Origin of the sequence: Mycobacterium sp., assembly GCF_965229265.1 — a bacterium.
Taxonomy (GTDB): domain Bacteria; phylum Actinomycetota; class Actinomycetes; order Mycobacteriales; family Mycobacteriaceae; genus Mycobacterium.
Map to the genome: position 1 here is coordinate 1 of NZ_CBDDIY010000012.1, position 20,196 is coordinate 20,196.

Here is a 20,196-nt window from a genome sequence, read left to right on the forward strand (position 1 = left end):
AGGCCCTGGACCTGATGAAGACCATCCAACCGGTCAAGATCCACGTCCGCGGGCACGATGCCAACCTGCATGTCGCGCTGGAAGATGTCGGCGGTGACTCGGCCGTCATCGAGTTCGCCGACGGACAACCCGTTGTCCACCACGGCAAGCAGTACACGTTGATGACCAACGATCCCGTCTACGACGAGCAGCTGAAACTACTTGCCCAACAAGATTTTTCACACCCCAGCCGGGAAATGCCGTTGCCGGGCAACGTCAACGCGGTCGACCGGTTCCAGCGCGCCGCGTACTACTCCGCCCTGCTGCCCGAGCCGAAGTCCCCGCGCGAGGCGATCGCGGGTGTCATGGCGATCATGCGCAACGTGTCCGTACCGTTCGGCGCGCCATACGCCGACTTCGGTGTCTACAACACCGAATACCGCACCGTCACCGACCTGACCAACCGGACGTACTTCTTCGAGCTGACCACCAGCCCCAGCATCATCTGGGTGGAGTTCGATCGTCTGACGTTGGACGCGGCGACGGGGCCGGTCGCCGTCGACCCCTACGACTACGCCCTGGTCGGCGATGTCACCGACACGTTCGCGCCGGTGACGCTGCCGTTCTGAGTCAGCGGTTGAGCCGCCAGATGTCGGTGGACAGCAGGGTGGCAAACGAGCACCACAGCGGGTAGGGCACCAGAGCCGCGCCCGCCTTGAGATCGGCGTCGGCGGCCCGGCGGGCCAGATCGGCGCTGCTGAAGGTGAGTGCGCCGGCCACCGCAACCGACGGGCCGAGCTTGTGAAGCTTGAAGAACAGCCAGCTCCAGCTGGCGTTGAGCACCAGATTGGCGCCCAGTGCCGCGATGTAGGCACGCGCCTTCGCGTCCTGGCCGTCGGCGCGGAATCGGTCGATGGTCGCCGCCGAGGTCACCGCGACGTCGGTGTAGAGCGTGGTCCACGCGATCGGAAACGCCGCGTTCGGCGGGACGTAACGCGGCTTGCGCAGTGTGGGATACCACGTTTCGACGCCCTGGCGGCTCGCGACGCTGCCTGCCACCGCGGCCGCGGCCGTCGCCAATGCTGTTCCGACGATTGACTTGCGCATAGCGCCAATTTACCCGGGCGTACGGCCCGTAACGCCCGGACTCCGCCGACTGTCACACGCTTGTCAGAACCTGCCCCGATAGCCGCCGGTCGCCGGCGACGGGTCGGCGGCGAGCTAACCATTCGTCCCCGGTCAGGCGCTTTCGGCGGGGGTGGGCTCCTGAGTATTTCCGAAAATCCGCTGTGAGGAGCACTAAGCTGCTCAATCGGATTGGTCGATGGCGGCCGTCGGCCACAACACAAGGAGAACGCATCCGATGAACAAGATGACGGCAGTGGCTGCGGCGGGTCTGACCGTCGTTTCGTTGAGTTTCGCGCTCGTTGGCTGCGGCTCGAGCGACAAGTCCGAGACCAAGACGTCCACCTCGACCTCGACAAGCACCTCGACGTCCACCTCGACAAGCACCGAGGCGTCGCCAAGCCCCACGACGGCAGCCGCCAAGAACAAGACCATTCAGGACTACCTGAAGGAGAACCAGATCACCGAGTCGCCGGTCAAGCGCGGTCAGGCCGGCTCACCGAACATTGACCTGGCGACCCCGCCGGGCTGGTCGGACGCCGGGGCGCAGACGCCGGAGTGGGCTTATGGCGCGATCGTGTTCGACGCCCCGAAGGATCCCAACGACCCGCCGAGCATCATCGCGATCGTCTCGAAGCTGACCGGCAACGTCGATCCGAAGAAAATCCTCGAGTTCGCCCCGGGCGAGCTGCAGAACCTCCCCGGCTTCGAGTCGCTCGGGGAGCCCAGCGAAAGCACCCTGAGCGGGTTCGACGCGGTGCAGCTCGGCGGCAATTACATGAAGGACGGCAAGAAGCGGATCATCGCCCAGAAGACGGTGGTCATCCCGGGCAAGGACGGTCTCTACGTCCTGCAGATGAACGCCGACGCCCTCGACGGCCAGGAAGGCCCGCTGATGGACGCGACCGGCGTCATCGACGAGAAGACGACGATCACGCCCTGATCGAGATTCGCGCCGTCCGGCGAGTGTGGTTGTTGTGCACCGGTTTCCGACGATTCCGGTGCACAACGCCCACCGCCGCGGCTCAGGTGCGTGAGTATGCCGCCGCTTCGGCGACCTGCTCGGGGGTGGGACGAACCCCGGTGTAGCGCTCGAACTGTTCAGCGGCCTGCAGGGCGATCACCTGCGCACCGGTGATGACCTGCTTTCCGGCAGCGCGGGCGGCCGCGATCAACGGCGTCTCCGACGGCACCGCCACCACGTCGAAAACCGTTTCCGCCGCGGCGATCACCTCATCGCCGTAGGCGGGCTCGCGTTCCTCGGGGCCGCCCGCCATTCCGATCGGTGTCACATTCACGACCACCCGGGCACGGATGTCACCCACCTCGGGACGCCAGCCGTAGCCGAGCCGGCCGGCCAACTCCGGACCGGTCTGGGGGTTTCGCGCGACGATGGTGCCGTTGCCGAATCCGCTGTCCCGGAACGCGGTTGCCACCGCGCTGGCCATACCGCCGCTACCACGGATCAACACTTCCGCGTCCGGGTCGAGCCCGTGTTCGAAGATGAGGCGCTGCACCGCCGTGTAATCGGTGTTGGCCGCCGTCAGCACGCCGCCGTCGTTGACGATCGTATTGACCGCGTTGATCGCACGCGCGGACCCCTCGACATGATCGACCAGGGTCAGCACGTCCCGCTTGAACGGCATCGACACCGAACAACCGCGGATCCCCAGCGCCCGAACCCCGCCGATCGCGGCGGCGATATCAGTTGTCGTGCAGGCCTTGTAGAGGAAATCTAGACCGAGCTGATCGTAGAGATAGTTGTGAAACCTGGTGCCGATGTTGCTCGGCCGGCCGGCCAGCGAGATGCACAGCAGGGTGTCCTTGTTCAGCATCGGTCTGGCCATGTCAGCCGACCGCCCGGATCACTTGCCGCGCCGTGTCTCGGATTTCGGCAGCCAGCACCGGATCGATCTGCAGCGCATCGGTCTTAGGAACCTCGAACTCGGTGGTGACCACGCCGGGCTCATCGCGTTCCCAGTGCGCGCCAAAGCGATCCAGGATCATGCGCATCGGCAGATTGTCGGAGAGCACCCGCGCGGTGAACTGCTTCACTCCCCCGACGTGCGCAGCGATGGTCAACGCATCCATCAGGAAGTTGCCGATACCACGCCCCTGGTAGGCATCTCCGACAATGAAGGCGATCTCGGCGACCGACGGATCCGCCTCGTCCCGCACGAACCGCACGTCGGCCACGACCGGACCGTCGGGCCCGTCGACGAGAACCCAGACGAAATGGTCGACGTAGTCGACCTGGAACAGGTAGTTCATCAACGCCATGCTCGGCGCACGCATCGACATGAACCGGCGGTAGAGCGTCTCGGTGGAGAACTCCACCGGCCCGTTCGAGGTACGGACGCTGTCGCCGGGCAACACCGGACGCAACATCAGCTCGGTGCCGTCCTTGAGCACCACCGGGATCGGTGTGACGAAGGCCGCCATCCGTTGGCGAGCCGTGCGCACCAGCCGTTCGGTGATTCCCGGCAGCTCGGCCATCGCCTCGAACGCGCTGCAATCGCCGATGTAGCCCGTCAACGGTTCCGTGGTGGTCACCGTGGCGGTGCGCGGCTTGTCCCGCAACAACGCGATCTCGCCGACGATCACGCCGTCGGAAACCTCGTCGAGCACCAACTCGCCGTCGTCGCCAGTGTGCCGCACCTCGGCGCGGCCCGACTGGATCAGCAGGAACGACACGGCCTGCTCACCCTGACGCATCAACACCTGGCCGGCCGGCGCCTGCAGCGGCCGCAGCCGCTCGGCCACCGGCCGCAACAGCTCCACCGAACAGCCGTCGAAGACGTCCATCTGGGCCAGCGCGTCGGCGCGGACGGCGACCAACTCCGGTGTCGCGCCCAGCGCCGACGCCAGGCCGCCTTCGCCGCCCTCCGCCGTCATGGGACCTCCGTCGTCATCCTCATCGAGGTTACCGATGGGCGCGCCGCGCCCGGACCGATTCGGCGCACAGGCTACCGGGTTCGACTGAACTACCGCCCCTTCTCACACCGGGCGGGTTAGAGTCTGCTGAACGGGACGCAACATCGGGGGTGTGCGCATGCCGGAGCTGTTCAGTCGCTTTGGAACGGGCATGCGTGTCGTAGCCGTCGGCACCGCGGCCGTCGTGATCGCGGCCACGCCGACGCCCGCCACGTCGGGCGCTGCCCCGGTTTCCCATGGTGCTGTTCACCTGCCAGTGGTGCTGACCGCAGCGATCAACGAGTCGCCGACCACGCTGGGCATCGCCGATTCCAGCCTGTACACCCTCTCCGAAGCCGACGTGAACAAGACCCTCGATGAGCTGCAATCGCTGGGCGTGACCGATATCCGCATCGCCGTGCCGTGGATCTTTGTGCAACCCAGCAGCTCTCAGGCATACGACTGGTCGAAACTCGACATGGTGGTCGACGCAGCCGCCGACCGAGATATGGGCGTGCTCGGCGTGATCAATGGCACACCGGTGTGGGCGGGTTTCCCGGTCAACGGCCACCCCAGCCCCGGCGCATACGCCGATTTCGCGTCGGCTGTCGCGACCCGATATCAGGGCAGGATCTCTGCCTACGAGATCTGGAACGAACCCAACGGCGTCACCTTCTGGTCGCCGGTGAGTGCCAAGGCCTATACCGATCTGCTCAAGGCCGCGTACCCCGCAATCAAGGCTGCCGACCCGTCGGCCACCGTGATCGGCGGCGTGCTCGGCGCCGTCGGCACCATCGCGGGGATCTCGACGAGCGCGGACAGCTTCGTCAGCCAGATGTACGCCGATGGGGCGCATGGGTTTTTCGATGCGCTGTCCTATCACCCGTATCACTACGTGACCCCCTTCTCGCAGGGGACATCCGCCGGTGAACCCATCGAGCAGGTCGCGGCGATCCGCGCGTTGATGCTGGCCAATGGCGACGGTGCCCTGAAGCTGTGGGCCACCGAGTACGGCCTGCCCACCAGTCAGGTGTCCCAGGCTCAGCAGGCCGCCTACATCCACGACTTCGCGGTGGCCTGGCAGCAGGTCCAGGGTGCTGGGCCGATGTTCGTCTACACCACCCGCGATACCGCGACCGGCGACTTCGACGATGAGGCAAACTTCGGCATATTCACCACCAACTGGACGCCGAAGCTCGCGGCCGGCACGGTGGCGGCCTTGATCGCCGATCTGGCCGACGGCACCGCCGAACCCTTCGACGTCACGCCCTATCTGCCGGCTCATCCATTCCTGCAGGCGGTGCAGGTGTTCATCCGGCAGCTGATCAACCTGGCGCTGGTGGTCCCGAAACTGGTTGTGCAACTGATCAGTAGCGGGGTCACCGCCGTGGTGCAGACCATCGCATCGGGTCTGGGCATTGTTCGTGCCCCCAGCGCAGCCGCGCCATCCGCCGCGCCGGCCGCCAAACCCACTGCCGCCGAGCGGGATCCGGCAATCGAGCCGCGCACCGCGCCGAGGCCGGCCCGGGCGGTGGGCTCCAGCAAGCGACCGGACCGGGCAGCATCGGCACCCGCAGCCGCAAGCGGACGCAAGACGGTCCAGCAGCACCGCGAGCGCCCGACAAACAGCGATCACGGCAGCCGCGGTTCGACCGGCCGATCGGCCCGCTAGGGCCTCACAGGTGTTTCGAACGGTTGACGAAGCGGCCGGCGCGCGGTGAGAACAGCCACCCGCCACCGGCTTTCGTTCCGCCGTCGACCGGGATGTTGTGGCCGGTGACGAATGCGGACTGGTCGGAGGCGAGGAACAACGCGACCCGGGCCTGGTCCTGCGGCCAGCCGACCCGCCCGACTGGAGCCCACGATTGCCACAGGTGGTCGGCATCCTCATAACCGGTGAGATAGTCGACCTGCGGGGTCTGGGTGAGGTCGGTTCCGATTCCGTTGACCCGGATTCCGTGCCGACCCAGGTCGACGGCCAGGCAGGTGGTGAAATGCGCGACCGCGGCTTTCATCGCTCCGTACACCGGATCGCGGGGGAACCCCCGCATGCCCTCGACGGAGTGCACGTTGACGACGTTGCCGCTGCCGGCCCGGATCATGGCCGGGACGAACGCCCGCGTCACCGCGAAGACGTGCCGCAGATTGATGTCGTACATCCGCTGCCAGGTCTGCGGTGAGGATTCCTCGAAGGCCGTCAGCGGTCGATAGTCGCCGACGTTGTTGACCAGCACGTCGATCCGGTCGTGTTCGGACAGCACCGCATCGGCCAGCACAGCGACGGCATCGTCGTCGGTGACGTCGACGATGTGGCTGCGGATCACACCCCCGGCGGCCAAGACCTCGCGCTGGATCCGGTCGGCGCGCCCGGCGTCGATCTCGGCCACTTCGACCAGGGCTCCGTGTGCGGCGAACAACGTCGCGATAGCCGCGCCGATCCCGTCACCGCCGCCGGTCACCACCGCAACGCGACCGTCCAGCAGGCGATTCCAGTCCGCGATGGCGGGAACCTCGTCGGGGCCGTGGCTCATAGCGGCGCAGCCTACGCCCGTCAGTACGCGAGCAGGTTCACAATCCCGGTGAATGCCGACGGCAGCGCGGCCGCCGCCGGCACGATCCGGGTCCGCAGCGAGGCGGACTCGACGGCGCGCAGCAGGCCCGCCGTGAGCAGCCGGTAGCGACGCGACATCTGCCGCCACTGCCGGTCGTAGTCACCCGGGCGTTCGGCCGCAACACAATTCACCAGCAACTCGGCACCACCGAACGCGATGCCCAGGCCTTCACCGGTCAACGCGTCGATGTAGCCGGCGGCATCACCGACGAGCAGCACCCGCCCGGCGCGGCGCCCGGCCACCCGTTGCCGCAGCGGCCCGGCAGCCCGTTGCGCCCCGTGCGGGTGGCCCTGCACCCGGGCGGCCAGCGCCGGGAATTCGTTCAGCCGGCTCTCGAAGGAGCCTTGGCGCGAGGTCAGGATGGCGATGCCGACGCAGTCGTCGGCCACCGGGGTCACGTACGCCTCGGCGCCGTCGCCCCAGTACACCTCGACGGTGTCACTCCACGGCGCGGTGTTGACGTGCCGGCGTAACCCCCAGCGGCGCGGCCCGCCGTTGGGCCGGGCCAGGCCGACCGATCGCCGGATGGGCGAGTGCAGTCCATCGGCGGCGGCCAGATAGCGGGCCTGCAGACCGGCGCACCGCACCGAGGCCGAATCCTGGCTGACCGGGCCGATATCGGTGTCGATCACCTCGATGCCCGCGGCGCGCACTGCGTCGCTCAGCGCGGTGTGCAGTGTGGTGCGGCGCACCCCCAGGCCGGGGCCGGCCCGGAACGGGGCCTCGATGCGGCGCCGCGAGTCCAGGTAGGTGACCCCGCGAAACGCCTTGCCCGGCGGCCGTATACCGAGGTTCTCCAGTTGACGGACGGTGTGTGGCATCAGACCCTCACCGCAGGCCTTGTCGATCGGCCCGGGCCGGCGTTCCACGACGGTGACCGACAGCCCCGCTCGCGCGGCGTGCAGTGCGGTGACCAAACCGGCCGGACCGCCGCCCGCGACGAGGAGGTCGATCACGTCAGGCTGGCCAGGGCGGCGTTTTCGGTGCGGATCCGGGTTCGCAGCAGCGCCGCGTTGAGCACGGTGAAGACCACCGCGATGATCCACCCGGTGTGCACCAGCGGCAGGGCGATCCCCTCGGCGACGACCGCGACGTAGTTGGGATGCGGAAGGAACCGATAGGGCCCGCCGGTGATCCGTGACGCGGACGGGATGACGACGACCCGGGTGTTCCACTGCCGGCCCAGGGTGGAGATGCACCACCAGCGCAAGCCTTGGGCGGCAACCACAATCGCGAACATCGGCCAGCCGAGGGCGGGCAGGAACGGGCGGTGCAGTCCGATCACCTCGGCGAGGCAGCCCAGCAGGAGCCCGGTGTGCAGGACGACCATGACCGGATAGTGGCTCGCCCCGAACTCGACGCCGCCGCGGGCCCGGCTCCAGGCCAGGTTGCGCCGCGCGACGACCAGCTCGGCAATCCGTTCGAGCGCGACCGCGACGATCAGCAGGACATAGAAGATCATCAGTGCCAGCGCAGCAGGACCAGTTCCGAACAGAATCCGGGACCCATGGCCATCATCAGGCCGGGGCCCGCGGGCGGACACTTGGCGATCGTGTCGCGCAGCACGTGCAGCACCGACGACGAGGAGATGTTGCCGATGTCGGCCAGCGAGCGCCAGGTCAGCTCGAGCGCGTCGTCGGGCAGCTGCAGGCTGGCGGTGATCGCCTCGATGATCTTCGGGCCGCCGGGGTGGCTGACCCAGGTACCGATCTCGTCGATGTCGAGGCCGTGGGCGCCCAGGAATCCGGTCACGTCGTCGCGCAGATAGCGCTCGATGACCTCGGGCAGATCCGCCGACAGCACCAGCTGCAGACCGGATGCGCCGACGTCCCAGCCCATGGTGCGCAGCGAGTCCGGATACAGGTGGCTGCGCGAGTCGAGGATGTCGGGGCCGGTGGCGCCGATCTTCTCGGCCCGCCGCTCCCCGACCGCGACGACGGCACCGGCCCCGTCGGCGAACAGCGCGCTGCCCACCAGGCTGGCCATATTGGGTTTGGCGCCTGGGTAGGTCAGCGAGCACAGTTCCACCGACACCAGCACCGCGACGCCGTCCGGGGCGCCGCGCAGATAGTCGTGCAGCCGGGCCACCCCGGCCGCGCCGGCGACGCAGCCCAGCCCGAACAGCGGAACCCGTCGGACGTCGGGACGCATCCCCAGCCGCCCGGCGATCCGGGCATCCAGCGAGGGAACCGCAATACCGGTCACCGTGGTCGAGACGATCAGGTCGACGTCTTCGGGCCGCAGGCCGGCTTCCTCGAGGGCACCGGCCACCGCCGCGCAGCCGAGGTCAACGGCGTTCTCGAGGAACAGGTTGTTGGCTTCGCCGAAATCGTTGAGGGTGACGTACTTGTCCAACGGAAGCACGAAGTGCCGGTTGTTCACCTTGGCGCTGCGATGCAGGCCACGGACGATCTCTTCGTACTCGTCGTAGCCGGGAATCTGCACGAACGCGTCGGTGATGTCGGCTTGGCTGAAGCGCAGTGGGGGCAGTTCGCCACGCACACCCGCGATGACACTGATGGGACGCACATCTAGGACACGAGGATCGGCAGGTACCGGTTCACCGGCCTCGTCCTGCGGCCTGTTTATTGACACGTCAATCAGTATGCCGCTCTGGGCCGGACTCGGATATCCCGAGCCGCTGATGCACCTTGACCAGCGGTTTCGGCGCCCACCAATTCCACCGCCCCATCACCTTCATGAACGCGGGGACCAGCACCAGGCGCACCAGGGTGGCATCGGCCAGCACGGCCAGCGCCAGACCGAGCCCGAACATCCGCATGAACGACACGTGGGCGGCGATCAGCGCGGCGAACGAGATCGCCATGATCAGCGCCGCCGCGGTGATCACCCGGCCGGTGTGGCCCACCCCGAGCGCGACGGCCTCGTCGTTGTCCGCGGCGGTCTGCGGGGAAGCCAGCCAGAATTCCCTGATCCGCGACACCAGGAACACCTCGTAGTCCATCGAGAGCCCGAACGCGATGCAGAACAAAAGCACCGGCATGTTGGCCACCAGGGTCCCGGTCGAGGTGGTGCCCAACGCGCCGAGATTGCCGTCCTGGAAGATCCACACCATCGCGCCGAACGCGGCGGTCAACGACAGCACGTTGAGCACCAGGGCCTTGATGGGCAGCACCACGCTGCCGGTGAGCAGGAACAGCAGCACCAGCATGATCACCGCGATCAGCCCGAGCACCAGCGGCAGCCGCGAGGTGATGGCGTGCACGCTGTCCCGGTTGGTTTGCGCGGTTCCGGCGAATTCGACGCCGCGGCCGTCGGGAGTCCCCACCGCGTGCAACCGGTCGAGCTGGTCCTCGGAACGATCCGAGAACAGCGGCGCGGCGCTCTCCACGGTCAGCAGCGCACTGCCCGACGCGACGCCGGTCGCCGCCGAAGGCGGGCCCACCCGGTTGCCCCCGACAAACGCCCCCATCGGCGCCGACACCACCGTCACGTCGGGGACCCGGGACAGGTCGGCCGCGTAACGGGCGATCTGCCCATCGGACAGACCGGCGGCGTCGGGAATCAGGACGGGGACAGCAGTCTCGGAATTATTCGGGAAGTCGCTGCGCAGTTGATCGCCGACCTGATGCGCCGACGCCGAGGCCGGCAGCACCCGGTCGTCTGGGAAGCCCGGCCGCACGCCGAGGAACGGCGCCCCGAGGACCAACAGCACCACCACCCCGGCCAGCCCGATCGGGATCGCGCGTTTCATCACGAAAGTGGTTGAGCGGTACCAGAACTGCTCCTGGACGGGCCGCTGGGCGGGTTCGGCGCGGCCCAGGACACGGCGGACCAGCCGACGTACGTCGGCAGCGTCGAGCCGATCGCCGAGCAGCGTGATCGCCGCCGGGGTGATCACGATCGCGGCCAGCGCGGCGAAGGCGACCGTGGCCACGCCGGCGTAGGCGAACGACTTGAGGAAGTGCATCGGAAACAGCACCATCGCGCCCATCGACAGGGCCACGGTGGTCGCGGAGAACAGCACCGTGCGGCCCGCCGACATCATGGTGCGCAGCAGCGCGTCCTCGCGCCCGAATCCGTCGGCCAGCTCATCGCGGTAGCGGCTGATCATCAGCAGGGTGTAGTCGATGGCCAAGGCCAGCCCCATCGCGGTGGTCAGGTTCAACGCGAAGATCGAGACGTCGGTGAAGAAGGTAGTCACCCGCAGCACCGCCAGCGCCCCGAGGATCGCCGTCAGCCCGACGGCGACGGGCAGCGCCGCGGCGAACAGACCGCCGAACACCCACACCAGCACCAGGAAACTCAGCGGGACGGCGATCGACTCCATCAGCAGCAGGTCGTGCTGGGACTGCTCGGTCACTTGCAGGTTGACCATGGCCGTGCCACCGGTGCGCACGACAACGCCGTCCCGGTCGCGGGTGATCTGGTCGGACAGATCCTTGGTGTAGGCCTGCTGCTTGCTGGCTTCACCGCTGATGCCGGCGACGATCAGGCCTGATTTCTGGTCCCGGCTGACCAACGCCGCGGCAGCCTGTGGCGGCGACGTCCACGCCGAGGTGATCCCGGCGACGTGCCCCGAGCGCTTCAGCGTGTCGATGACGTCCAGGGCGGCGGCGCGCCCCGTCAGGCTGTCGAAACGGTCCGGCGCGGTGACGACAACCAGCAGCTGGACATCGCCCTGCCCGAACTTCTCGGTGAGCAGCCGCGCGGCCTGCGACGATTGCGAGTTGGGGTCATCGAAGCCGCTCGGCGACAGGCTCTTGGCCACCGGGACGCCGAAGATGCCGATGGCCACCATGGCCAGCACCACGATGGCGATGACACGGCGCGGCGCGGACATGATTCGCCGGGCGATCCCACGCAGCAATGATCTGTCCTTCGGTGTCAGCCCTGCTCTCTGGTGATACGTACACCATCGGCAGAAGGTTCACAATGCTTCCCTGCCCTACCTAGCCACGGTAACCAGTAGGGCACGCCGCGGGCATACGCCTCGAATGCCGCCCCGTGGATCCGGCGGAATCGGGCCTCCTTGAACAGCGGCGCGACCAGGCAGTATGTAGTCAGCACCAAGGCGACGACCAGCTGGTCGGGGGTCCAGGTCGGCACGGTCCACACCGTCAGCGTGAAGGCGAGATAGATCGGCTGGCGGGTGAGCCGGAACAGGCCGGTCGTCGGCATCGGCGGGTAGACCGGTGTGCGGTCGCGCAACAGGGCGACCCAGCCCAGGCTGCCGGTCTGCAGGGACAGCCCGGCATCGGTCATGGCCTTGCCCAGCAGGAGCCAGGAGGTGGCATAGAGCGCGACGAGGATCACCGCGGCGGGGCCGCGGGCCTGCCACCAGACGATCCCGGACGGTGACCACAGCGCGAAGAGCGCAAGGACCTGGAGTGCCGCGATGGTGGCGAAGGTGGTGGTCGCCAGGGTGCGGCCGGTGCCCCGCGGGCCCAGCCGGTTCAGCAGTGCCCGGCCCCGATCGGTCAGCAACAGCGAGTGGGCGACCGGGAACTGAAGGAGCAGGGCCGCATTGGCGATCCAGCTCCACGGCGCCGCCACAGTGCCCAGGGACCGGCTCATCCCGAAGTACATCGCGACCATCATGGCGCCGACGCCCAGCAGGAAGGACGCATGGCACAGGATGCCGTAGCCCACCGCAATGGCGGCTCGGCCGCCGCGCCGTCGCGCGGCTGACGACGATGACGATGCCCGCACACAACCTCCGGTGGCGCTCCCGAGCACAACGTAGCGTGGGCGCATGAATCTTCGCCGCCGTTTGCCACTGTTGCGATGGTCGGTGCTGCGTACCGGCATCGGTATCCGCAATTTCAACCGGACCGGCCAGATCGGCGACGGGCGCGAGGCGGCGGCTGCGGCTTTCGTGGAGGCCAACGCCCGCCGCGGTGACATCGACGACGTGCTGGCGACGTTGGACGAGTACGCCTACGAAAAGTCGTTCCTGGTCAACATCGGCGACGCGAAGGGCGCGTTGCTCGACGCCGCGGTGCGCCGGGCGGAGCCGCGGCTGGCACTGGAGCTGGGCACGTATTGCGGCTACGGCGCGCTGCGGATCGCGCGTGCGGCACCATCGGCACGGGTGTTCTCGGTCGAGTTGGCCGCCGCGAACGCCGCAGTGGCCCAGCGAATCTGGAACCACGCCGGCGTCGGTCAGCAGATCACCTGCGTGGTCGGCACGATCGGTGACGGCGGACGCACCCTCGACGTCCTGCACGACGAGCACGGATTCGGCCCGGGCGCACTGGATTTGTTGTTCATCGATCACGACAAGAACGCCTATCTGGCCGATCTGCTGAGCATCGTCGCGCGCGACTGGCTTCATCGGGGATCTGTCGTGGTGGCCGACAATGTGGGATTCCCCGGCTCACCGAAGTACTTGGCCTACATGCGCGAGCAGCAAGGCGGACAGTGGCAGACCATCGAGCACCGCACCCACATGGAGTATCAGAAGCTGGTCGGTGACCTGGTGCTGGAGTCGGAGTACCTCGGCTGAACACGCATCGGTCCCCTTCGCCGGAGCGAAGGGGACCGATGGGTGTGGGTCAGGCCGCGGCTTTGTGTGCCCGCCGGCTGGAACCGGTGCCCTTCTTGGCCCCGTCGCCCGTCGAGGTGCCGGGCGTGGCGGCTGCAGCCTCGGCCGAGTCGGACACCGCCTGCAGTGCGCCATCGCGGCGGCTGGCGCCGGCGGTGGCCTTGCCCGGCTCGACCTTGTTGCCGTCGGTCAGGTCCGTCGCTCCGGTGGAACTCGCCGTCTCGTCGACGTCGGCCAAGGTTTGCGCCGCCACCGTGGTAGCTGCGGCCGAGGTGACCTTCGTCGCGACGGGAAGGACGGCCGCGCTCGGCGGAGCGGGCAGCGCACCAACAACGGCCTGGGCGATGTCGGTGACGGTGTTCTTGGCGAAATCGACGGTGGCGGTGGCGATATTGACCACGCCGGCCCGGATCGAGTTCACCACCGCGGTGATGTCACCGGTCTTGAGTGCCTGGCCGACGTCGAAGAAGGCATCCTGGGGCGCCACCACCAGGTTGCGGAAGTTGACGAACAGCTTGGTGACCAACGACGGGTTCGGGTCGACCGCGATACCGTCCCAGCTGACCAACGTCCAGCCGTCCTCAGGGTTACCGGTCACGACCACCACGGCGGTGTTACCCAGCGGGTGGGTCAACGCCAGCAGCGGGTCCGGATTGTCGACGTTCATGATCGTCCAGGCCATGATCGTGGCGGCGTGGGAGAAGATCACCGGCTTGACGTCGCCGTTGGCGATGACGTCGGCGATCGCACCGTCGACCCGGGCGTCGAACTCGGTGCCGGATTCACCGAACGGGATGGGAAGACTCCGCAGCCCCAGGGACCAGGCCACCGGGATCAAGAAGTAGCCGATGCGGCCGAGACCGCCGTCGACGGGGGATCCCTCGAAGATGCCCGCGCTGATCTCGCGGAAGCCGCCCTCCTGGATCGGGGTCAGACCCAGGGCGGTGGCCAGCGGCGCGGCGGTCTGGTGGGTGCGGATCATGTCGGAGACGTAGATGCTGTCGTAGCCGCCGGCGGCGAGCTGGGCGGCGACGGCGGCTGCCTGCTGTTCGCCCAGCGCGGTAAGCTCCGGCCCGGGCACCTTGGTGTCGATCCCGGCGCCGGCCACGTTTCCATACGACTCGCCGTGGCGCACCCAGGTGAGGGTGATCGAATCGGCGGCCCAGGCGGGCAGCGCCGACATCAGGAGGAGCGCGGCGGTCGCGACCACCGTCCCGAGCGCTTTCAGAATCCTGCTCCTGTGGTCTCGCATCCGACCTCCGTATCCCCGGCTATGGCATGGCACACAGACTGTATTGCTTGTGCGCTAGGTCACAGTACACAATGGCGAATCTGTCTACAAACGCCTGCGAGAGTGTCGAGAACCTAACGATCTCGTAGTTTCTCCGCATCGACGGTCGCACGCCCGCACCCGCCGTGGTGTCGTGGATGCAATGTCCTCCATCGCAATCCGCACCGCTCGCCTCGCGGCGGTCGCGGCATGCTCGGCACTGCTGTTCACCGCGCTACCGTCCGCCGCAGCCGCGCCGGCATTCGACGGACAGGGCTATGTCGATTCGACGGCGCGGTGCTCCAGTTCTGACACCGCGGTCCTGTTCGGCAGCACCGAGACATCGCGGGTGGCGATCTGCAAGACCGCCAGCGGCCAGTACACCTACCGCGGGGTGCGGGTGCGCGACGGGGCCAAGCTGGTGTTGTCCGCGTCGAGCAAGGGCGACGGGTCGTATCAGGCCAACAACGACGGGATCACCTACACCGTCAGCTCGAGCTCGCTGGTGGTCAGTTCCGGCGGCAGCGTGGTGCGCACGGAGTCGTGGGTGGACTTCCACGGCCCCCAGGCTTCGGCGCCGAGCACGGGAAGCTCGACATCGAGCACCACATCGACCTCGACACCTGCCACCTCGACCACGCCGACGTCCACCACACCGACGTCCACCACACCGTTGCCGCCGCCGCTGCCCGCCGAGGTCGGCGGCAGCACCCGCTAAGTCATCGTCGGCCGTGTGAGCGCGTCGACGACCTCGCGGAGGGGATCCGATGTGGTCGATATCCCGCCGACGTAGGGATGTGACAGTTCGAGAATCAGAAACAGATTCGCCGCGACGATCAGGCCGACGATCACCACCATGGGGTAGTGCATGACGGGTTTCTCGACTCCGTAGATGATCACCGTGCCCACGACCATCGCACTGGTCAAGAAGATGACCGCCCACAGCGGCCAGGGCGGCCCGGCGTCCTCGCGGTCGGTCAGCAACCGCACGGTCCGGGCTTGGCTGATCTTGTCCAGGTTCGAATAGGACGCCGCCAGAACGGCTTTCTGGCCATCAGTCCGTGCGGCGACTTGACCGTAGGCCGCCGAGAGGCGATCCAGCGCCGCGTCCGCGCGCTGCGAACGGTCCCCGCCATCACCCCATTCGGCGATCGCCGCGCGCTCGTAGTCGAGCAGCGCCTGCCGAATGCTTTCGGCATCGGGGGCATCGAAAGTGACTATTCCCCTGGCCATTTCGACTGCGGCGGCGCCTTCGGCGCGCGCGTTGGCGTCCGCGGTGTTGATCTGGCTCCACATCGACGAGACCACGAAACCGATGAAGAAGGCATAGATGAAACCGATGAATCCGTAGGTGAATTTGGTGACGTCGTTGTGCTCGTCGCGGGTCAGGGCGGGAAACCGCCGCCGCACAGAACGCTGAATCAGCGCTGCTCCGCCGGCGATGACGACGATCAAGACAACCAGGAGCAGCCCCGGCGGGATGTGGCTGACCAACCACCGGCTCATCGTCTCTCCCATGGCTACGCCTCAACGAACGAACGGGTCCACTCGACTGTAAGCGGGCGCGGTGGCCAGCGATGGTGTTCGGCGAACTGCCGGTGTCGGCCGATCGGGGGACGGCGGACTCACCCCAGAGACGGTCCGGTCTACGGACAGACCCGGTGCGTGAGATGAGCCACAGTTGAGCCAGCGCGGGCGGCAATCAGGCCACCCCCACCAGACAAGGAGAACACCATGAGCAACACGAAGAGCAGCACCGAGACCGTCACCGTCGGCCGGCTCACCGTCACCAGCCCCAGCGGACGCTCGGCCAGTGCATTGTGCTTCCGCAAGGCGGGCCTCTGCTTCGCAGCGAAGAAGTAACGGCAGCCATGGCGCTCGACGGTCGACTGGCAGCGGCCCTGGCCTTCACCGCGCCTTTCGTGACCGACCGGCTTCTCGACGACCGGGTCGCCGACAGCCCCGAGCAAGCCGAGCTTCTGTTCACCGAGGCCAAGAAGTACCTGGTGCTCTGCGACGCCACCCCGGGCATGACGTTCGGCATGCATTCGGCGATGGTTGACGAGGCCTGGCACACCTTCATCCTGTTCACCGCCGAGTACAGCGACTACGGTCACCGCTACTTCGGGAACTACCTGCACCACGCACCCGCCGCGGCCGGCGACCACGGCGTTCCAGCGCAGAACACGGCATCCTTCAACGACTTTCGCCGCCGCTACGAGGAGCTGTTCGGCGAGCCGCTGCCGAGCATCTGGTACGACGACACCTGCGTCGTCCCGTCCCGCCGGGTGGTCAACGACAGGGCGGGGGCGCTGGTGCTGACCACCGATGCGGACACCGTCCACCTGGTCGACGACACCGGAGCCACGGTCCTGTCGGTCAACGCGCTGGCCCGGGATGCCCTCGAGTTCATCACCGCCACCCGCGATTTCTATGTGCGCGAGCTCCCCGGCGACCTCACCGACGACGAAAAGGTGGGCGTGGTCGGGCCGCTCGTGCGGTCGGGCGTCCTACGGCTGGCGCCCTAGCTCACCCTGATACCTGACCTCGTGCACGAGCGTGCCGCCAATGACGTCGGTTCTTTCCCGGCCGTCGGTACAAAACCCCGATCGTTCGTAGAAGCGCCGGGCCCGGACGTTGTCGGACAGCACCCACAGCGCCGCCCGGTCGTGGCCGGCCCGGCGCAACCGGTCACAGCCGGCGGTGATGAGCGCGCCGCCGACACCGCCTCCCCAGCGCACGGGGTCGACGTAGAGCGCCCAAATCTCACCACTGTCCGCAATGTCCTCGTCGCGCGATCGGCCGATGGTGATGTGCCCGCAGATCGTGTCGCCATCGAGCGCCACCAGGGTGTACGGACCGCGGATGTCCATCGCGCCGAAGGCGTATCGACGCGCCCGGTCCTGCGGACGCAGGCCGTCGAGGTAATCCTGCGCGATGAGGCCGCGGTAGCCCCGCTGCCAAGACCGGATGGCGACGTCGGCGACCGCCATCGTGTCTGCGAGAGTGGCTTCCCTGACGTCGACCATCCCCACAGTATTGAGCGGGACCGGGTTAGTGGTCCAGTCGTTAGGCGGGGTCAGCAACGGGGGAGGCGGATCTCCAGCAGTGGTTCCCGCCATCTCGCGCCGGGCACCAATCACACTGTGCTGGTGGCTTCTTCAGAGATCTTCTCCGATGTCGGGAAGCAACGCAATATCTTCGGGCTGACCGTTGTGGAACATCGCAGCCAACTCTCGCACTCGGCGCTTGGCCCAGTCGGGATGAAAGCGACTGAGAACCTCGTACTCGAAACGGAACCGCTGCCTACGGTCGCCTACATACTTCCTTGCCTGGCTGGAGACCTCACCCTGGCAGTACCGGTAGAGCACGTCGTCCAAGCTACCTACGCGTTCAAATCCGACCTTCCCACGTTCATAGAAGGTGAAGTGATATCGGCCATCATCACCGACGAAGATGTTCAGACCGTCATTGGTCAATAATCCGACGGATAGGGGGCGCACTCCGAGTTGCGCTGCGATCCGATCGATCTCGGTTTGCAACTCAGTTGACCTAGCGTCCAAGGGGCGGCCAATATTCATCGAGAATACCTCTGTCGATCAATTCCTCGACGTTGGCCTCAGGAGGACCGACAATCATGTATTGGGGGGCACCAGGTGTCGGTGTCTGTCCGAACCACGGTTGTATCGGTCCTTCGACGATCTGCCACCCATCGGGAAGCGGCTTCCCGGTGATCATGTAGCGATGATATTCCCCACCAGCACTTTCCGGCATTATCGCCCGGCCGCCAAAAGGAGTACCGTCCGGGGCAAAATAGCGCCCATCCGTGGATCCGATTCTGTCGATGATGTCCCCCGCTTGGAGATGGGCGGGTTGCGGGACATAGCCCGGCGGAAATCCGTTGTTGTCTGGGAAAACCCGAGCCCCGGCCCCGCCGAACTGATTGTCAAACTGTGTTGGGTGCATGCCCCCCAGAGGATCCCACCCACGCATGACCGACAACAGGATGCCACCTTCGGTAACCAGCTCGGCCGGCAGGCCTGCCGGCAACAGCATGTCCTGCGGCCAGATCCTCGATACCGACCCGAAGCGACATCTCATTCCCCTTCAGACCTGTTGATCCATGGATAGCAGCACAGAGCGCAGGACCGCCAGTCGTCTCTGGCGCTTTGGGGGTCGCCGAACCAGCGGCACAGGCGCCAGGTCGTGATCATCGAGACAGGTGCAGGTACGAAAGTCCCTAGGCGCGCAGCGAGTCTTCGCGGATCATGCGAATCACGACGCCGCCATAGGTTTCGCGAACCACATGCTGTGCACCAAAGAGGGGTTGTTCTAATGGCGTTCAAGCAAGGTGACCACGGCTCGGAGTTGCGTCCATTCCAAGAGTGGCTAAGCCGCGAGGTCCCCTCGTACACGGGCGTCAGGGCCGACGGGTACTACGGCAACGACGAAGTCCGAGCCGTCGCCGAGGCTCAGCGGCGGTACGGGCTTCCGGTAACCGGGATGGCCGATGACGCATTCCTCGACCGGGCCGGCTACCAGCCCTCCCGGGGCGCAGTGCGGATGTCGGGAACGTGGGTGTACACCGCAGCTGGCACCAGCGGACAGTGGTGGATGGGCCCGCAATTCGACGTCGGCGAAGCCGCGAGAGTCGCGGGAAAGAACCACCAGCCACTCGCCTATCCGGCCGGTGGGTTCCTCGGACTGATGGGCGGTGACCCGAACATCAGCTACGACGAGTCCATCTTCTCTCTGAAAATGGAATGGGCGCGGCTTCTGCGCGTCAATACCAGCGGCGACATCGTGGTTTCTGGCTACTCGCAATCAGCGGATGGGTTTAAGCGCGCGATTCTTGAACTTTTCGGCACCGGGGGCGAGTTCGCGGCCCACCGTCACCGACTGCGGCGAGTCATCTGCTTTGGCGACCCAACTCGGCAGCCCGGTCCCACGAAGATCGGTAACAACCCCCCAGGTTCGGGAATCGCTCGTCTAGACACCCCAGCGTGGCTCGACGACATCACCTACAGCATCACCACCCACTTCGACCTGTACGCGTGCACGACCGATGACACTGTTGTGGCGCTGTTTTATCCGTGGTTCGTCAAAGCAGAGACGTCGCTGACGTTCGTCGGCTACAGCGCCCAGATCGTGATCCCCGCGATTGCTAGTTACATCGGTATCGTCGGACCGCTTCTCGGCGGCGTCCTCGGCGCCGGTGGCGCAGCGATCCTAGCCGCCACCACGGGTATCGCACTGCCATTGATGACGCAGCTCATCACCACTTTTGCGAGCGCCCCGCCACCGGATCGGCAGCTCGTCGAAGCGTTGAGCGCACAAGGGGTGCTTGACGACATCCCGCGTCTGATCAGAACGCTGGTGGCCTTGGGCGGCATACAGGCGCACGGTGAATACCACCTCCCGAAGCCGGAGTTCGGCGGGCGCACCGGAATTGAAGTCGGTATACAGCTTGTCAATGAAGTTACTTGACCGGCCGGTGCCGGTCTCGCAGTCAGTGCCGGCGCCAACGCGAAGGCAGTTCAACGGATGCGACCACGCGAAGGCATCAATAACCCTCGGCACTTACGCAGGGCACCTCGATGAGGATCTGACGAAGTCGCGGATCGTATCGACGCCGCTACCCGTGCAAAAACGGACTGCGCACCAGCGCCCTGAACTGCACAAACTAAGTGGAGCTAAGGGGAATCGAACCCCTGACCTTCTCGATGCGAACGAGACGCGCTACCAACTGCGCTATAGCCCCTTGGTCGCTAGCAGGTTACCAGTGTTGG

Annotated in this window: 22 protein-coding genes and 1 tRNA gene; 8 read left to right on the forward strand and 15 right to left on the reverse strand. The window is 66.8% G+C overall.

The genetic code is table 11. The annotated features are described in order from the left end of the window. Positions 1 to 608: bile salt hydrolase (bsh, locus tag ADBZ9K_RS17635; protein ID WP_526622773.1), on the forward strand; the 608-nt coding region annotated here is incomplete at its 5' end. A gap of 1 nt (position 609) precedes the next feature. On the opposite strand, the gene ADBZ9K_RS17640 is transcribed toward bsh, so the two are convergent. Further along, positions 610 to 1,086 carry a TspO/MBR family protein gene (locus ADBZ9K_RS17640; protein WP_526622775.1) on the reverse strand — a complete coding sequence of 159 codons (477 nt, stop codon included), beginning with the start codon at positions 1,084 to 1,086 and terminating at the stop codon, positions 610 to 612. A gap of 256 nt (positions 1,087 to 1,342) precedes the next feature. Between ADBZ9K_RS17640 and lpqN the strand changes: the two genes are divergently transcribed. Then, positions 1,343 to 2,047 (forward strand): envelope biogenesis lipoprotein LpqN, encoded by a 705-nt coding sequence (gene lpqN / locus ADBZ9K_RS17645; protein WP_526622777.1) that lies wholly within the window; start codon positions 1,343 to 1,345, stop codon positions 2,045 to 2,047. Positions 2,048 to 2,129: 82 nt separating this feature from the next. Here lpqN and ADBZ9K_RS17650 read toward each other — a convergent pair whose 3' ends face one another. Together ADBZ9K_RS17650 and pat are read right to left on the reverse strand one after the other, a co-directional pair. Then, positions 2,130 to 2,951, reverse strand: coding sequence for a shikimate 5-dehydrogenase (locus ADBZ9K_RS17650; protein ID WP_526622779.1), 822 nt, complete (start codon positions 2,949 to 2,951; stop codon positions 2,130 to 2,132). A 1-nt stretch (position 2,952) separates the two neighbouring features. Then, a complete protein-coding gene (pat, locus tag ADBZ9K_RS17655) occupies positions 2,953 to 3,999 on the reverse strand; it encodes an acetyltransferase Pat (RefSeq protein ID WP_526622781.1) in 1,047 nt (348 codons plus the stop codon). A 190-nt stretch (positions 4,000 to 4,189) separates the two neighbouring features. Between pat and ADBZ9K_RS17660 the strand changes: the two genes are divergently transcribed. After that, positions 4,190 to 5,689: a cellulase family glycosylhydrolase gene (locus ADBZ9K_RS17660; RefSeq protein WP_526622783.1), complete on the forward strand. Its 1,500-nt coding sequence runs from the start codon at positions 4,190 to 4,192 to the stop codon at positions 5,687 to 5,689. A gap of 4 nt (positions 5,690 to 5,693) precedes the next feature. Here the strand turns inward: ADBZ9K_RS17660 and ADBZ9K_RS17665 are convergent, their stop codons facing one another. The 6 genes from ADBZ9K_RS17665 to ADBZ9K_RS17690 all read right to left on the reverse strand — a co-directional run bounded on the left by ADBZ9K_RS17665 (position 5,694) and on the right by ADBZ9K_RS17690 (position 12,347). Then, positions 5,694 to 6,548 (reverse strand): SDR family NAD(P)-dependent oxidoreductase, encoded by an 855-nt coding sequence (locus ADBZ9K_RS17665; protein WP_526622785.1) that lies wholly within the window; start codon positions 6,546 to 6,548, stop codon positions 5,694 to 5,696. Positions 6,549 to 6,568: 20 nt separating this feature from the next. Continuing rightward, complete coding sequence (locus ADBZ9K_RS17670) at positions 6,569 to 7,585, reverse strand: NAD(P)/FAD-dependent oxidoreductase (protein ID WP_526622787.1); 1,017 nt, start codon at positions 7,583 to 7,585, stop codon at positions 6,569 to 6,571. Then, a complete protein-coding gene (locus ADBZ9K_RS17675) occupies positions 7,582 to 8,091 on the reverse strand; it encodes an isoprenylcysteine carboxyl methyltransferase family protein (RefSeq protein WP_526622788.1) in 510 nt (169 codons plus the stop codon). Before ADBZ9K_RS17675 ends, ADBZ9K_RS17670 begins: the two co-directional genes overlap by 4 nt. Continuing rightward, positions 8,091 to 9,149, reverse strand: coding sequence for a type III polyketide synthase (locus tag ADBZ9K_RS17680; RefSeq protein ID WP_526624179.1), 1,059 nt, complete (start codon positions 9,147 to 9,149; stop codon positions 8,091 to 8,093). The genes ADBZ9K_RS17675 and ADBZ9K_RS17680 overlap by 1 nt, the downstream gene beginning before the upstream one ends. 76 nt (positions 9,150 to 9,225) lie before the next feature. Next, positions 9,226 to 11,433: an MMPL family transporter gene (locus tag ADBZ9K_RS17685; RefSeq protein ID WP_526622790.1), complete on the reverse strand. Its 2,208-nt coding sequence runs from the start codon at positions 11,431 to 11,433 to the stop codon at positions 9,226 to 9,228. 44 nt (positions 11,434 to 11,477) lie between these two features. Further along, positions 11,478 to 12,347: a methyltransferase family protein gene (locus ADBZ9K_RS17690; protein WP_526622791.1), complete on the reverse strand. Its 870-nt coding sequence runs from the start codon at positions 12,345 to 12,347 to the stop codon at positions 11,478 to 11,480. On the opposite strand from ADBZ9K_RS17690, the gene ADBZ9K_RS17695 reads away from it, so the two are divergent. Beyond that, positions 12,346 to 13,098 carry an O-methyltransferase gene (locus ADBZ9K_RS17695; RefSeq protein WP_526622793.1) on the forward strand — a complete coding sequence of 251 codons (753 nt, stop codon included), beginning with the start codon at positions 12,346 to 12,348 and terminating at the stop codon, positions 13,096 to 13,098. The genes ADBZ9K_RS17690 and ADBZ9K_RS17695 overlap by 2 nt on opposite strands. Positions 13,099 to 13,147: 49 nt before the next feature. Here the strand turns inward: ADBZ9K_RS17695 and ADBZ9K_RS17700 are convergent, their stop codons facing one another. Next, entirely contained in the window at positions 13,148 to 14,389 is a 1,242-nt protein-coding gene (locus ADBZ9K_RS17700; RefSeq protein WP_526622795.1) for a histidine phosphatase family protein, read from the reverse strand. Positions 14,390 to 14,570: 181 nt separating this feature from the next. On the opposite strand from ADBZ9K_RS17700, the gene ADBZ9K_RS17705 reads away from it, so the two are divergent. Further along, on the forward strand, positions 14,571 to 15,125 hold the full coding sequence (locus ADBZ9K_RS17705; protein ID WP_526622797.1) for a hypothetical protein: 555 nt from the start codon (positions 14,571 to 14,573) through the stop codon (positions 15,123 to 15,125). Here ADBZ9K_RS17705 and ADBZ9K_RS17710 read toward each other — a convergent pair. After that, positions 15,122 to 15,913 (reverse strand): bestrophin-like domain, encoded by a 792-nt coding sequence (locus ADBZ9K_RS17710; RefSeq protein WP_526622799.1) that lies wholly within the window; start codon positions 15,911 to 15,913, stop codon positions 15,122 to 15,124. The genes ADBZ9K_RS17705 and ADBZ9K_RS17710 overlap by 4 nt on opposite strands. 228 nt (positions 15,914 to 16,141) lie before the next feature. Between ADBZ9K_RS17710 and ADBZ9K_RS17715 the strand changes: the two genes are divergently transcribed. Together ADBZ9K_RS17715 and ADBZ9K_RS17720 are read left to right on the forward strand one after the other, a co-directional pair. Beyond that, positions 16,142 to 16,270, forward strand: coding sequence for a hypothetical protein (locus ADBZ9K_RS17715; RefSeq protein WP_526622801.1), 129 nt, complete (start codon positions 16,142 to 16,144; stop codon positions 16,268 to 16,270). An 8-nt stretch (positions 16,271 to 16,278) separates the two neighbouring features. After that, complete coding sequence (locus ADBZ9K_RS17720) at positions 16,279 to 16,935, forward strand: glycine-rich domain-containing protein (RefSeq protein WP_526622803.1); 657 nt, start codon at positions 16,279 to 16,281, stop codon at positions 16,933 to 16,935. Here ADBZ9K_RS17720 and ADBZ9K_RS17725 read toward each other — a convergent pair. The 3 genes from ADBZ9K_RS17725 to ADBZ9K_RS17735 all read right to left on the reverse strand — a co-directional run bounded on the left by ADBZ9K_RS17725 (position 16,918) and on the right by ADBZ9K_RS17735 (position 18,463). Continuing rightward, a complete protein-coding gene (locus ADBZ9K_RS17725; protein WP_526622805.1) occupies positions 16,918 to 17,436 on the reverse strand; it encodes a GNAT family N-acetyltransferase in 519 nt (172 codons plus the stop codon). The two genes, ADBZ9K_RS17720 and ADBZ9K_RS17725, sit on opposite strands and share 18 nt — an antisense overlap. A gap of 132 nt (positions 17,437 to 17,568) precedes the next feature. Further along, positions 17,569 to 17,988, reverse strand: coding sequence for an Imm63 family immunity protein (locus tag ADBZ9K_RS17730; RefSeq protein ID WP_526622806.1), 420 nt, complete (start codon positions 17,986 to 17,988; stop codon positions 17,569 to 17,571). Then, positions 17,960 to 18,463: a glycohydrolase toxin TNT-related protein gene (locus tag ADBZ9K_RS17735; protein WP_526622808.1), complete on the reverse strand. Its 504-nt coding sequence runs from the start codon at positions 18,461 to 18,463 to the stop codon at positions 17,960 to 17,962. The genes ADBZ9K_RS17730 and ADBZ9K_RS17735 overlap by 29 nt, the downstream gene beginning before the upstream one ends. Before the next feature lie 279 nt (positions 18,464 to 18,742). Between ADBZ9K_RS17735 and ADBZ9K_RS17740 the strand changes: the two genes are divergently transcribed. After that, a complete protein-coding gene (locus ADBZ9K_RS17740) occupies positions 18,743 to 19,894 on the forward strand; it encodes a peptidoglycan-binding domain-containing protein (RefSeq protein ID WP_526622810.1) in 1,152 nt (383 codons plus the stop codon). A gap of 201 nt (positions 19,895 to 20,095) precedes the next feature. Here ADBZ9K_RS17740 and ADBZ9K_RS17745 read toward each other — a convergent pair. Further along, positions 20,096 to 20,168 (reverse strand) — tRNA-Ala (locus tag ADBZ9K_RS17745). Between the last annotated feature and the right edge of the window lie 28 nt (positions 20,169 to 20,196).